This is a genomic window from Actinophytocola sp. (assembly GCF_045807065.1).
GTDB lineage: Bacteria > Actinomycetota > Actinomycetes > Mycobacteriales > Pseudonocardiaceae > Actinophytocola.
On sequence record NZ_JBJMIE010000074.1, the window covers coordinates 1 to 13,250 of the forward strand.

Annotated in this window: 12 protein-coding genes; 5 read left to right on the plus strand and 7 right to left on the minus strand. The window is 69.8% G+C overall.

Annotated elements, in window-relative coordinates:
• Window positions 1-81 precede the first annotated feature (81 nt).
• The 7 genes from ACJ73U_RS04160 to ACJ73U_RS04190 all read right to left on the minus strand — a co-directional run bounded on the left by ACJ73U_RS04160 (window position 82) and on the right by ACJ73U_RS04190 (window position 6,608).
• Window positions 82-1,110, minus strand: a complete 1,029-nt coding sequence (locus ACJ73U_RS04160; protein WP_407776165.1) for a nitric oxide synthase oxygenase — start codon at window positions 1,108-1,110, stop codon at window positions 82-84.
• Between the two features lie 136 nt (window positions 1,111-1,246).
• The gene (trmB, locus tag ACJ73U_RS04165; RefSeq protein ID WP_407776175.1) at window positions 1,247-1,879 is read right to left on the minus strand and encodes a tRNA (guanosine(46)-N7)-methyltransferase TrmB; all 633 of its coding nucleotides are present in this window, start codon (window positions 1,877-1,879) and stop codon (window positions 1,247-1,249) included.
• A gap of 62 nt (window positions 1,880-1,941) precedes the next feature.
• Window positions 1,942-2,541 carry a hypothetical protein gene (locus ACJ73U_RS04170; RefSeq protein WP_407776166.1) on the minus strand — a complete coding sequence of 200 codons (600 nt, stop codon included), beginning with the start codon at window positions 2,539-2,541 and terminating at the stop codon, window positions 1,942-1,944.
• 335 nt (window positions 2,542-2,876) lie between these two features.
• Window positions 2,877-3,644, minus strand: a complete 768-nt coding sequence (locus ACJ73U_RS04175) for an ABC transporter permease (RefSeq protein WP_407776167.1) — start codon at window positions 3,642-3,644, stop codon at window positions 2,877-2,879.
• A 4-nt stretch (window positions 3,645-3,648) separates the two neighbouring features.
• On the minus strand, window positions 3,649-4,596 hold the full coding sequence (locus ACJ73U_RS04180) for an ABC transporter ATP-binding protein (protein WP_407776168.1): 948 nt from the start codon (window positions 4,594-4,596) through the stop codon (window positions 3,649-3,651).
• 197 nt (window positions 4,597-4,793) lie between these two features.
• A complete protein-coding gene (locus ACJ73U_RS04185; protein ID WP_407776169.1) occupies window positions 4,794-5,450 on the minus strand; it encodes a response regulator in 657 nt (218 codons plus the stop codon).
• Between the two features lie 18 nt (window positions 5,451-5,468).
• On the minus strand, window positions 5,469-6,608 hold the full coding sequence (locus tag ACJ73U_RS04190) for a sensor histidine kinase (protein ID WP_407776176.1): 1,140 nt from the start codon (window positions 6,606-6,608) through the stop codon (window positions 5,469-5,471).
• 209 nt (window positions 6,609-6,817) lie between these two features.
• Here ACJ73U_RS04190 and ACJ73U_RS04195 point away from each other — a divergent pair, with 209 nt between their 5' ends.
• The 5 genes from ACJ73U_RS04195 to ACJ73U_RS04215 all read left to right on the plus strand — a co-directional run.
• Window positions 6,818-8,389, plus strand: coding sequence for a dynamin family protein (locus tag ACJ73U_RS04195; RefSeq protein ID WP_407776170.1), 1,572 nt, complete (start codon window positions 6,818-6,820; stop codon window positions 8,387-8,389).
• A 5-nt stretch (window positions 8,390-8,394) separates the two neighbouring features.
• The gene (locus tag ACJ73U_RS04200; RefSeq protein WP_407776171.1) at window positions 8,395-8,949 is read left to right on the plus strand and encodes a nucleotide exchange factor GrpE; all 555 of its coding nucleotides are present in this window, start codon (window positions 8,395-8,397) and stop codon (window positions 8,947-8,949) included.
• A gap of 127 nt (window positions 8,950-9,076) precedes the next feature.
• Window positions 9,077-10,912, plus strand: a complete 1,836-nt coding sequence (locus ACJ73U_RS04205; protein WP_407776172.1) for a dynamin family protein — start codon at window positions 9,077-9,079, stop codon at window positions 10,910-10,912.
• A gap of 90 nt (window positions 10,913-11,002) precedes the next feature.
• Window positions 11,003-11,782, plus strand: a complete 780-nt coding sequence (locus ACJ73U_RS04210) for a hypothetical protein (protein WP_407776173.1) — start codon at window positions 11,003-11,005, stop codon at window positions 11,780-11,782.
• Window positions 11,783-12,116: 334 nt separating this feature from the next.
• Window positions 12,117-13,250: phosphoenolpyruvate carboxykinase (GTP) (locus ACJ73U_RS04215; protein ID WP_407776174.1), on the plus strand; the 1,134-nt coding region annotated here is incomplete at its 3' end.

Genomic DNA, 13,250 nt, shown 5'->3' on the forward strand with positions numbered 1-13,250 from the left:
CACGCAGCACGCCGCACGTCTGGTCGCAGGGCAGGACGATCGGGGCACGCAGTCGCTCCATGCCGCGATCCTGCCAAAGCGCTACAAAGCCACGTCCTCCCAGGTGGTGAACGACGGCCGGGCCCTGCCGGCGGACGCGGGCAGGAACCCGTCGACCGAGTGCTTGATCGTCACGCCCGCCAGGTCGAACGAGTGCAGCACCGCCCGGTTGAGCTCCACGATCGCGCGGTCCCGCCACAGCGTCCGCTCGGACGTCGTGTCCAGGCCGAGCCGGTCGGCCACCACCCTGGCCAACCCGTACGCGGCGTCGTCGGCGAACACGTCCTCGCCGATGGCCTGGCAGATGTAGACGCCGTTGTAGGGCGCGGCGGAGTAGGTGACCCCGCCGATGCGCAGCTTGCGGTTGCTGATCACCGGCACGGCGTGCCAGCGCAGGCCGAGGGTCGCGAACCACGGCAGCTCGGGGTGCTCCAGCGCCACCTCCCGCACCACGTCCCGGGGCAGCGGGAAGACGCAGACACCCTCGTGCGGCGTCTGGACGACCAGCGGCAGCTTGTCGAACGCCGTCCGGCCGGTCGGTGGCCGCCACCCGAGCCGGCAGACCGCGGTGGTGAAGTCGACGTAGCGCCGGTCGCCGAGCACCCGGGCCGGCTCCGCGTACCCGGCGTACCGGACGAGCTGGTCGTTGCGGATGCGTGGCCCCGGCCGCCGTGGGGTGTCCGGCGCGAACACGCTCACCATCGGCCGCACGTCGCCGTCGTTGGTCGACATCCGCAGGTGCTGCACGCACTGCGCGGCGACGTCCGCGGCGTCGCGAACCTGTCTCAGGTCCCGTACGAGCAGGCCGCGCCACGGCACGTTCGCCGGGCACCAGCCGCTGTCACGCAGCGCCAGCCGGGCGCCGTAGGCCAGCTCGGCCGGGAGGTGGCGGTAGGTGCCGGCGACGGCGATCTCCTCACGCACCTTCGCGAGCCGTGGCTCGACATGCCCGGCCTTGGGTCTGGCGCGGTGGAAGGCGCGGATGAACTCCTCGGCCTCGCCGTAGACGGACTGCTTGTCGGAGCGTGATCGCGGCGCGGGGCTGAGCGGTAGGTCGCGGAGGGCGGTCACACCTGTGAATATCGGCCCCGGTCAGGCAATGCTGGATTACCTGGAGGTGTGGCACGCGGTGGTTGGAAACTACCGACTGTACGCCCCAAACCGGTCATTCCGCTCTCGGCTCTACTACCAACACCACCCGATCAGGTCAGATGCGTTCGTAGATGAGGTCGCGGCTGACGCGTCCCTCCTCCTCGGCGCGGCTCTCGAACTTGGTCAGCGGCCGCCAGGAGGGCCGCGGCGCCCAGCCGTCGTAGCGGTTGCGCAGCAGCGGCTCGGCGGAGCAGACCTCCAGCATGTGCTCGGCGTAGTGCTCCCAGTCGGTCGCGAGGTGCAGCGTCCCACCGGGCGCCAGCCGCGACGCCACCACGGACACCAGCGAGGGCTGCACCAGCCGCCGCTTGTGGTGCTTCTTCTTGGGCCACGGGTCCGGGTAGAAGATCCGCACGCGGGACAGCGAGCCGGCGGGCAGGTGCTCCTCCAGGAGCACGACCGCGTCCCCACGCAGGAGCCGCAGGTTCGTCAGGCCCGCGGCCTCGGCCCGCATCATGAGCTGCGCGAGCCCCGGCTGGTAGACGTCCACGGCCAGGTAGTTCACCTCGGGCTCGGCCTCGGCCAGCGCGGCCGTGGTCTCCCCCATCCCCGGCCCGATCTCCAGCGTCACCGGCGCCGACCGCCCGAACCACCCGTCCAGGTCCACGCCGCCGGCCGGCAGCTCCCGAACGTCGCGGCCCATCGCCGGCCAGAGCCGCTCCCACGCACGCGTCTGCCCGGCGGTCATGCGACCGCCGCGGTTGACGAAGCTGACAACGGTGCGTCGGGGTCTCTCCACGACGCGAAAGCCTAGGGGGCGAGAGATTCCACCCGCGCGAGGTTCGCTCGCAGGTCCGCCAGGCCGGCGACCGCGACGGGCGCCGGTGACTCGTCACCGGCGTGTACGCGGATCACGTCGATCCACCCCGTGTGCCGGTCGGTCAGCTTGAGGGTCGTCGGGACGCCTGGTTCGCTCAGTTTGCGCTCGGATGGCACGTACTCCCAGAAGCCGGAGTCGCCGTCCGCGGTCCACGGGACGTACACCCAACCCGGTCGCGACGCCAGCAGCTTCGACACGCGGTCCTCGACCTTGTAGCCCTCCAGGCGGGAGGTCAGCTTGCCGTCGCTGAGCGCGCGCAGCCACCACGGCGCCGGCGCGCCCGGGTCGATCTCGATGACGGCCCGGTACAGGGCGAGCACCTGCTGCTCGGAGGCACGGTGCAACCAGGAACGCCTGGTCTCGGTAGGTGTGGTGGCGTTCTCGCCACCCCATTGCTCGATGGCCTGTGACCACTCGAGGCCCAGCAGCGGCTCGACCCGCAGCGCCTCGGACGGTTGGTTTGACGAGCGCCTTTGCTCCTCAGCCGCGGCCGCGGCATCAGCAGTTGGGCCGGTGTCAACCACCGTCACAAGTCCACCTCCAGTGACGCCCGTATGGAGTTAGGGCGTGGTTTGGGACTGCCTACAACGATATGACCCCTTGTTCATACCGTCTGTCCGCCAGGTGTGGGGCGAATCACGGCTGCTTTACGTGGTATTAACCACGTTGTGTGGTGTACAACACTCAACCCCGACCTATCTGCCAGATCGATGTATCGCCTTTGATCGTTACCACTTCGCGATCTCCGGGGCCGGGTTTCACCCGATCGGCATAACGGACAAACAAAAAAGGGACCCGAGCCACCCCCCGAACGGTGACCCGGGTCCCTTTCCCCCAAGCGACGCGGCAGCGGCTCCCCCGAGCGCTACGCGTCCCGCTTGTTGGCGGTGACCAGTGCGATGACGAGCATGACCACCGCGAAGCCGGCGAAGTAGGCCAGCGCCCACCACGGGCTGAGCGTCGCGTTCGACGGCTGCGGGCCGTTGCCGAGCGCGTACGTGTTGCTCGGGTCGGGATCGCCGGTCAGGAACTTGCTGGCGACGTTGAACGGCATCCACTTCTGGATGTCGTCGCCGACCGTGGGGATCAGGCTGACCAGGTTCTCGACCAGCAGCACGTAGATCAACAGGGCCGACACCGCGCCGGCGGAGTGCCGGATCAGGAGGCCGACCGCGACCGCGACCACGGCCGAGAGCGCGAAGTACAGCCCGACGCCGGCCACGGTCCGCCACTCGTAGGCGGTGTCGATGCCCAGGCTGGCGGACGGCTGGACCAGCTTGGCGATCGCCACGGACCCGAACGCGACCACCTCGCCGACCAGCCCGGCGAACACCGCGACGACCGCGGTCTTGGCCAGCAGCGTGCCGGTTCGGTTGGGAATGGCCTGGAACGTGGCGCGGATCGTGCCGAAGCGGTACTCGGTGGTGATCGCGAGCGTCGCCATCACCATGATCACCATCAGCCCGAAGTTGATGCCGAACTGCGTGGTGGCGATGGAGGGCTTCATCTGGTCGGCCGCGGTGCCGTTGACCAGCGCGGAGAAGCCGACCGTCACGACGATGGCGGCGAGGGTGCACCACAGCGGCGAGCGTGTGGTGAAGAGCTTGATCCGTTCAACGGCGAGCAGAGTCATCGGTTCACTTCCCGGCAGGCGTGAGGTCGGTGGCAACCTGGCCGTCCTCGGACAGGGCCGCGTGGTACTCGACGGAGTCACCCGTCAGCTGGATGAAGGCCTCCTCGAGCGAGCCGCGCTGCGGGCTCAGCTCGTGCAGCGTGATCCCGCTGGCCGCGGCCAGGTCGCCGATGTCCTCGATCTCCATCCCGGAGACGACCAGGCTCTGGCCCTCGTCGCGGACGGTCGCGCCCTTCTGGCCGAGCGCGGAGCGCAGCTGCGCGAGTTGCGGGCTGCGCACCACCACCGTGCTCTCGGTGGCCTGCGCGACGAACTCCTCGGTGCTGCACTGCGCGATCAGCTTGCCGCGGCCGATCACGATCAGATCCTGCGCGGTCAACGCCATCTCCGACAGCAGGTGGCTGGACACGAAGACCGTGCGGCCCTCGTCCGCCAGCCGGTGCATGAACCGGCGGATCCAGAGGATGCCCTCCGGGTCGAGGCCGTTGACCGGCTCGTCGAACAGCAGGATCTCCGGGTCGCCGAGCAGCGCCGCGGCGATGCCGAGCCGCTGGCTCATACCGAGCGAGAAGCCGCCGGCGCGGCGGTTCGCCACGTCCGTGAGGCCGACCAGGTCGAGCACCTCGTCGACCCGCTTCTTCGGCAGCCTGTTGGACTTCGCGAGCCAGTGCAGGTGCGCGCGGGCGGACCGGTTGGGGTGCACCCACTTCGCGTCCAGCAGCGCGCCGATCTTGCGCAGCGGCTGGTGCAGCTGCCGGTACTTCTGCCCGTCGATCTCGACGCGCCCGCCGGTCGGCTTGTCCAGTCCCAGGATCATCCGCATGGTGGTGGACTTCCCGGCGCCGTTCGGGCCGAGGAAGCCGGTGACCCGGCCTGGCTGGACGGTGAACGACAGGTTGTCGACGGCTAACGTCTTTCCGTACCGCTTGCTGAGGCCGACTGCCTCAATCATGGTCGCTCCCTAGTAAGTCTGTGTGTCCCCGTCGAAGCAAATAGTGGCGGTCCCGAAGGTCGCCGCACGTCCACCTGAGGTCCCCAGTTCAGGTCAACTTCTGGGATTAGGTTCCATCAACCAAAAGGCTGGCGATATCCGTAACCACCCTGAGGGAACCCTGACTTACCGACCCTGAGATACAGCTGAGGATCGGTTCATGCCTCGCCCGGGCGGACGAGCCCGGTCTCGTACGCGAGTACGACGGCCTGCACGCGGTCCCGCAGGTCGAGCTTGGACAGGACCCGCCCGACGTGCGTCTTCACCGTCGCCTCGGACAGGAAGAGCCTGCCCGCGATCTCGGTGTTGGACAGCCCCTGCGCCATCAGCAGCATTACCTCGCGTTCGCGTTCGGTCAGGACGTCCAGCATGGCGACGTCCCGCATCTCGCCGCCCGCGGCGCCGAGGAACCGGTCGAGCAGCCGGCGCGTGACGCTCGGCGAGACGACCGCGTCGCCGCTGGCCACCGACCGCAGCGCGGCGACCAGCTGGACGGACGGCGTGTCCTTCAGCAGGAACCCGCTCGCGCCGTTGCGCAGGGCCGAGAGCGCGTACTCGTCGAGGTCGAACGTGGTCATCACGAGCACCTTGGCGAGCCCCCGCTCGGTGATCAGCTTCGTGGCCTCGACACCGTCGAGCACGGGCATGCGCACGTCCATCAGCACGACGTCCGGCCGCAGGTCCTCGGCGAGCCTGACCGCCTCCTCGCCGTTGCCGGCCTCGCCGACGATCTCCACGTCCTCCTGCGCGCCGAGCACCATCCGGAAGCCGACGCGCATGAGTTCCTGGTCGTCGACGAGCACCACCCTGATCACGTAGCTCAACGTAGTGCCTCAGGAGTTCCCGATGGGCAGGCTTGCGCGAACCTCCCACCCGCCGGCGGCGCGTGGCCCGGCGTCGAGGGTGCCGCCGAACACGAGCGCGCGCTCCCGCATGCCGATCAGCCCGTTGCCGCCGGACACCCCGACGAGCGTGCCGCTGGTCCGCCGCCCGTTGTCCACGATGGACAGCTCGACCTGGTCGCCGGCCCGCGCCACCCGGACGACGGCGGAGCTGCCCGGCCCGGCGTGCTTGAGCGAGTTGGTGAGGGCCTCCTGCACGATCCGGTAGATGCCGAGGCCGACGCCGGCGGGCAGGTCGTCCACGTTGCCCACGATGTCCAGCCGGACCGGCAGGCCGACCGCCCGGACGCGGCCGGCCAGGTCGGACAGGGACTGCGTGCCGGGCTGCGGCGTGCGCTCGCCGCCGTTCCCGTCGCTGCGCAGCACGCCGAGCAGCCGGCGCAGCTCGGTCAGCGCCTCCCGTCCGGTGCTGGAGATGGTCTTGACCGCGCGCTCGGCCAGCTCGGGCTGGCTGTGCACGGCGTACGCGGCGCCGTCGGCCTGCACGACCATCACGCTGACCGCGTGTGCGACCACGTCGTGCAGCTCGCGGGCGATCCTGGCCCGCTCCTCGGCGACCGCGATCCGCGCCTGCTGGTCGCGTTCGGTCTCCAGCAGCCGCAGCCGCCGCTCGACCTCGGCGTGGTAGGCCCGGCGGGCGCCGATGAACTCGCCGAGCGCCCAGGAGAACGCCAGCGCCAGGTTCGTCATGATCAGCCCGAGGACCCAGTCGTCCGGCTGCTGCAGCGGCAGCTGCACGAGCGAGATGACCTCGGAGACCGCGAGGTACAGCAACGCCGCGCGCCGGCCGACGTAGGCGACCAGCGTGTAGAGCGCGATGCACCCGGTGACCACGCTCCCGATGCCGATCTCCGCCAGGGAGTGCGGTATCCCGATGGCGAGCGCCAGGTACGCGGCGGTGAGCGGGTACTTGCGCCGGAACACGATCGGCGCGACCATCCCGACGATCAGCGGCAGCGTGATGAACCACGGCTCGGGCCGGGGCTGTGCCTGCGGCTCGACCACCCTGGCGACGAACAGCAGCAGGTCGAACGCCGCGATGAGGGCAGCGATCAGCGTGTCCCCGACCATCGGGTGGGCCTTCATCCACAGGCTGAGCCGCCGCACGAACCCCAGCGTAAGCACCGGCAGCGGTGGTGACGTCCCGCCAGGGTCTGATCGCCGGTAGTCCTGCGGGCTGACGGCCGGCTGAGATGCCATGTGGCCGGATCCGTGGGACCTCGACCCGGCTGTCGGTCCGCCATGGCACGATCAGCGGTGCGAAGGACTGAGGGGGTGACATGACGACGGCGACCGATCAGCCGCAGCCGGCCGGTCCGTTGTCGGCCGCGGTGGCCAACCTGTGCACGCGGCTGCAGCCGCAGGTCTCCGCCCGCACCGCGGCGGGGTTCCGCGAGGTGCTGCGGCGGCTGTCCGCGCCACTGCAGGTCGCGGTGGCCGGGCGCATCAAGTCCGGCAAGTCGACGCTGGTCAACGCGCTCATCGGCCGGCGGGTCGCGCCCACGGACGTCGGTGAGTGCACGCGGCTGGTCACCCGGTTCCAGTACGGCACGGTCGACCGCGTCGAGATCGTCTTCGACGACGGGCGCAAGCAGGTGCTGCCCTTCTCCGCCGACGGCATGATCCCCAACGACCTCGAGGTCGACTTCGACAAGGTCTCCCACCTCGAGGCGTACCTGACCAACGCCGTGCTGCGCGACCTCACGGTCATCGACACCCCCGGCCTCGGCTCCCTCGACGCGGCGTCGGTCAGGCGCACCGAGCAGCTCCTCGGCGCCGCCAAGCACCGCAAGGAGGACGACGGCGAGGAGGAGGGCTCCGACGAGCTGGACGACACCTCGCGCAACGCCGTCGCCGGCGCGGAGGCCGTGCTCTACGTCGTGACCCAGGGCGTCCGCGCCGACGACCAGCAGGCGCTCGCCGCGTTCACCGCCGCCACCGCGAGCCGCGAGGCCGGCCCGGTCAACGCGATCGCCCTGCTGAACAAGGCCGACACGATCGCACCCGAGTCGGTCGCCGGCGCCGACGGGGACGTGTGGCGGGCCGCCAGCCTCCTCGCCGAGAAGCAGGCCTCGACGCTCAAGCCCCGCGTCGCGGACGTCATCCCGGTCATCGGCCTACTCGCCGAGTCCGCGGAGTCCGGCAACTTCACCTCCGCCGACGCCGACGCGCTGCGCTCGCTGTCCAAGCTGGACGACGCGACCTGGGAGACGATGTTGATGTCCGCGGACATCTTCACCACCTGGGACTGCGAGGTCCCGGAGGGCACCAGGGTCCGCCTGCTGGAGAAGCTGGACCTCTACGGCATCCGCACCGCCGTCGACGCGCTGCGCCGCGACCCGGAGCTGACCGCCGGCGCACTGCGCAGAACGTTGCTGAACGCATCCGGCCTCAGCTCGGTCCGGGGCCGGCTCGACGCGGTGTTCCGCGCACGGGCGGACGGTATCAAGGCCGCCGCCGCGCTCGCCTCCGTCACGGCACTAGCCCACGCCTCCGGTGACCCCGGCGAGCGGCAACGGGTCCACGACGCCATCGAGGTGCTGCTGGCCAAGCCGGAGGCACACCAGCTGCGCCTGCTCGAGGCGCTCACCCTCGTCACGTCCGGCGCGGTCGCCATGCCCGAAGATCTCGCCGAGGAGGTCCTGCGCGTCGGCAGCAGCGCCGACATCGGCGAGCAGCTGGGCATGAAGGGCCGCCCACCCCGAGAACTCTCCGCCTACGCCCTCGAACGGGCCGGGTGGTGGCGGTCGTTCGCGTCGTTCGGCGCGACACCGGCGCAGAGCCGCGTCGCACACGTCGTGCACCGCGCGTACTTCCTTATCTGGCAACAGCTTCGCGAACAGGCGGGGTGAGGCACATGGCATCGTGGTTCAAGCGCCGCGAGTCGCAAGAGGACCAGGACGAGTCGACCATCGAGGTGAAGGCCCGGGTGATCGCCGACGCGGTGCGCGCCGCCGAGTACCAACAGGCCCCGCCCCAGGCGCCGCAGCAGGTTCCCCAACCGGCGCCCCAACCCGGTCCGCAGGCCGGCATCGCCGCCGACGGCGTGGTGTCCGGCGGCGACTTCGCCGATCCGGACGCGGCCCCGCCCAGCGTCGAGGCGGTGGCGCTCGACCAGGCCCTGGCCGAGCGGAAGTCGCTGGTGCAGCTGTGCCTGTACGCGCTGGATCGCGCCAAGAGCCCCGGCGTGGTCGAGCGCATCGAGGAAGGACTCATCGCCGTCGGCGTCGAGGCCATCCGCCCGGACGGCGTCCGCTTCGACCCCGCGCACCACGAGGCGGGCGGCACGGTCGCCACCGCCGACGAGAACCTGGACGGCGTGGTCGCCGAGACGGAGGTCGTCGGCTTCCGCGACCGCGGCGAGGTGCTGCGGGTCCCCATAGTGACCGTCTACAGCAAGAGCGCCTCATGACACCCCGCTGGCTTCTCGACCGCACCTCAGGGGAACGTGGCGCAAGCCAGCCACGAGTACGTGACCAGGCAGAAGGCTCCTTCCCCAGCGTGACCAACACCTTTGACTTCGGGGAGGAGGAACGGTCGTGAGCGCCCCTGCCCAGCAGAAGCCGACGCTGCCCCAGCAGGTCAAGGCGACCCGGGAGAAGTTGCTGACCCTGCTCGCGGACGTCAACCCGGACTCGGCCCGCTGGGTCGACGAGGTGCGCGCCAAGCGCGGGAACAAGCCGTCCGCGGTCGTGGTCGGCGAGACCAACCGCGGCAAGAGCTCACTGGTCAACACGCTCATCGGTCAGCCAGGACTGTCCCCGGTGGACGCCGAGGTCGCCACCGCGACCTACCTCGTCTTCGGGCACGCCGAGGAGTGGGGCGCCCGGGCCTGCTACCCGGGCCAGGTCGCGCCGGTGCCGGTCGAGCTGCCCGAGCTGGTCAACTGGGTGTCCGCCGCGCACGAGCTGCCGAGCGGTCACCTCCCGCCGCGGTACGTGGAGATCGAGGGTCCGTCCGAGTTCCTGGCGAAGCTGTCCATCGTGGACACCCCGGGGGTCGGCGGCCTCGACTCGATGCACGGCGAGCTGGCCAAGGAGGCCGCCGAGTCCGCGACCGCGCTGCTGTTCGTCGTGGACGCGTCCGCGCCGTTCACCACCGGTGAGTTGAACTTCCTCGCCACGGTCGGCGAGAGCGTCGAGACGGTCGTGTTCGCGCTGTCCAAGGTGGACGCCTACCGCGGGTGGCGGCAGGTGATGGAGGCGGACCTGGCGCTGCTCGCCGAGCACGCGCCCCGCTTCGCCGGCGCCACGTTCCACCCCGTCTCCGCGCGGATGTACGAGATGGCCGCGAAGGCACCCACCCCGGAGGCCGCGGCCATGCTGCGCGAGCGGTCCGGGGTGGACGAGCTGCGGACCGCGCTGACGAACCTGCTCGCCGGCCGGTCGGCGATGCTCGGCGAGGCCAACACCATGCGCGCGCTGTCCACCGCGCTCGCCGAGCTGCAGGTCCGGCTCGAGGCGGAGAAGCGCGCCCTGTCCACCGGTGAGGAGGAGGCCGAGAAGCTCCGCGCCCGCAAGGAGGAGCTGACCGGCGAGCGCCGCTCGTCCACCAAGGGCTGGCAGGTGCGCATGCGCGGTGAGCTCCAGCGCACCCGGGTCGAGAACAACCACGAGGTCGGCCGGCAGATGCGCGACGTGCAGTCGTGGTTCCGGCAGGCCATCGACGCGGCCGACCGCGACAAGCTGCGTGAGCTGCCGCCCCAGGTGGACGCCGCGCTGCAGATGGTGTCGACCCGGATCAGCCACGGCGTCGCCTACCGGTTGAACCAGGTCGCCGAGATCGTCCTCGGCGAACTGTTCACGTCGGAGGAGCTCACGATGATCCGGGCGCAGTTCGCGCGGGCGGGCTCGCCGATCATCATCCGGCAGGCCGAGCGGCGCCCACCGACCACCGAGGACAAGCTGCTCGTCTTCATGGGTGTCACCGGCGGGTTCAGCGCCGGCAAGCTGGCGGTCGCGCCGCTGGCCGGACTGGTCGTCGCACCGGTCCTGCTGGTGCCCACCATCGCCATCGCGCTCGGTGCCGGGTGGTGGCTGTCCAAGACGCGCAAGCACTCCGCGGACAAGCAGCACATGAAGCAGTGGCTGGGCGAGGCCATCGCCGACGCCCGCTCCACAGTGGACCAGCTGCTGGCCGAGCAGCTCATCGAAGCGGAGCAGCAGCTCTCGCTCGCTCTCGACGAGGCGCTCGGCAAGCGGATCGCGGGTATCGAAGAAGAGCTTCGTGAGGTAGACAAGGCACTACGCCTGGACACCGCCGAACGCACCAAGCGTCTCAACCTGGTGAACAAGCGCCTGACCGACGTGACCGCCGGCCGGGAGCGGGCCGAGAAGCTGCTGGCCAGCATCAGATCGGTGCGCGACCGGGCGTGAGAGCTCAGCCGAGAAGTTGAGGGAACCGCCCGGGCTTACCGCTAGTCATACATGCCGCAACGCACTAGATGGACCTTTAAGGGGGCACCCGTGTACGTGGACGACACGACCGACGACACCACTACCGACAGCACCGACGACACGTACGGTGACGACTCGACCGACACCACCGACTCGGGGCACGACTCCCTGGACGTCGAGATCGACGGCGAGCACTACAACGCCGAAGAGAACTACGACATGGACCAGGACGGTCAGAACGACACGGCGGTCGTCCAGACGGAGGACGGTTACCTGGCGTTCGCGGACACGGACCACGACGGCACCGCCGACGTCGCCGTCGAGTACGACGAGAACGGCAACCCGGTCGCGGCCGCCGAGTACGACGAGTCGACCGGCGAGTGGACCGAGGAGGACGTCGACAACCTGCCGGCGGCCACGGGTGACGGCGCTGACGATGCCGATGGGTCCGGCACCCACAGCACCGACGACTCCACGGACACGACCGGCACGACCGGCACCACCGACACGTCCGGCACCGGTGAGGACATCACCGTGGACGTGCAGGGCGGCGAGGACGCGGACGCCGGCCCGGCCACGTACGACACCGACAACGACGGCGTCAACGACACCGCCGTGGTGACGGACACGGACGGCACCACCTACGCGTTCACCGACACGGACGGCGACGGCGAGGCCGACCAGGCCGTGATCATCGAGTCCGACGGCGACGTGACGGTCGCCGAGCACACGGGCGAGGACGAGTGGACCACCGAGGAGACGGGCCACATCGACGAGCAGGGCAACTACACCCCCGACAGCTCCTCCTCTTCCTCCTCGTCCTCGGACGCCGTCTGGGCCGACCGCTGAACGTGGTCGTGAGCTAGACCACTTGTGCACTTAACAGAACTGAACCGATCCCGGCAGAGCCTCTGGCCTGCCGGGATCAGTCTTTGTGTGCTAGACCACTCGTGTCAAACGGGTGCTGAATCGATACCTAAATCGGTCTTGTGGCCCACCTGACACGTCAGATCTCGTTTACGAACAGGCCGCGCGGTTACTCTCAGAGCATCCCCAAGCGAGTCCCGTCCGATCACCGGACGGGTGCTTCGCCGTTCATGGAGTCAGGACGTCGACGTCCGCATGTCGGACACCGGCGTCCTTCGTCATTGGCGGCGCCCAACGGCAGGAGATGAAGCGAGAGATGACGGCAGTAGCAATCCCGGGTGTGGACAACGCACCGACTACGCACGAGCGGCTTCTTTCCTGGGTCCGAGAGGTGGCCGAGCTGACCACCCCCGACGCGGTGGTGTGGGTCGACGGCTCGGAGGAGGAGTGGACGCGCCTGACCGACGAGTTGGTCGAGGCCGGCACGTTCAAGCGGCTCAAGAAGAAGCCGAACTCCTTCTGGGCCGCCTCCGACCCGGATGACGTGGCACGCGTCGAGCAGCGCACCTTCATCTGCTCGGTCGACCCCGAGGACGCCGGTCCCACCAACAACTGGATGGACCCGGCCGAGATGAAGTCGACCATGACGGAGCTGTACCGCGGCTCGATGCGTGGCCGGACCATGTACGTCATCCCGTTCTGCATGGGTCCGCTGACTGCCGAGAAGCCGATGCTCGGCCTGCAGATCACCGACTCCGCGTACGTCGTGGTCTCGATGCGGATCATGACCCGCATGGGGACCAGGGCGCTCGAGGCGTTCACCGCACCGGACGGGTCCGAGCGCGACTTCGTGCCCGCACTGCACTCGCTCGGCGCGCCGCTCGAGCCCGGCGAGGACGACGTGCCGTGGCCGTGCAACGAGACCAAGTACATCTCGCACTTCCCGGAGACCCGCGAGATCTGGAGCTACGGCTCGGGTTACGGCGGCAACGCCCTGCTCGGCAAGAAGTGCTACTCGCTGCGGATCGCCTCGGTGCAGGGCCGCGACGACGGCTGGCTCGCCGAGCACATGCTGATCCTCAAGCTGATCTCCCCGGAGAACAAGGTCTACTACATCGCGGCGGCCTTCCCGAGCGCGTGCGGCAAGACCAACCTCGCGATGCTGGAGCCGACGATCCCGGGTTGGAAGGTCCAGACGCTCGGTGACGACATCGCGTGGATGCGGTTCGGCGACGACGGCCGGCTGTACGCGGTCAACCCGGAGGCGGGCTTCTTCGGCGTCGCGCCGGGCACCGACTACCACACCAACCCGAACGCGATGAAGACCATCGAAGGCGGCAACACCGTGTTCACCAACGTCGCGCTGACCGACGACGGTGACATCTGGTGGGAGGGCCTCGAGGGCGACCCGCAGCACCTGATCGACTGGAAGGGCAGGGACTGGACGCCC

Bases quoted from the DNA above. Each gene is read 5' to 3' on its own strand.
- ACJ73U_RS04195 (WP_407776170.1), top strand. From the start codon at position 6,818: ATGACGACGGCGACCGATCAGCCGCAGCCGGCCGGTCCGTTGTCGGCC.
- ACJ73U_RS04175 (WP_407776167.1), bottom strand. From the start codon at position 3,644: ATGACTCTGCTCGCCGTTGAACGGATCAAGCTCTTCACCACACGCTCG.
- ACJ73U_RS04200 (WP_407776171.1), top strand. From the start codon at position 8,395: ATGGCATCGTGGTTCAAGCGCCGCGAGTCGCAAGAGGACCAGGACGAG.
- ACJ73U_RS04180 (WP_407776168.1), bottom strand. From the start codon at position 4,596: ATGATTGAGGCAGTCGGCCTCAGCAAGCGGTACGGAAAGACGTTAGCC.
- trmB (WP_407776175.1), bottom strand. From the start codon at position 1,879: ATGACCGCCGGGCAGACGCGTGCGTGGGAGCGGCTCTGGCCGGCGATG.
- ACJ73U_RS04190 (WP_407776176.1), bottom strand. From the start codon at position 6,608: ATGGTCGGGGACACGCTGATCGCTGCCCTCATCGCGGCGTTCGACCTG.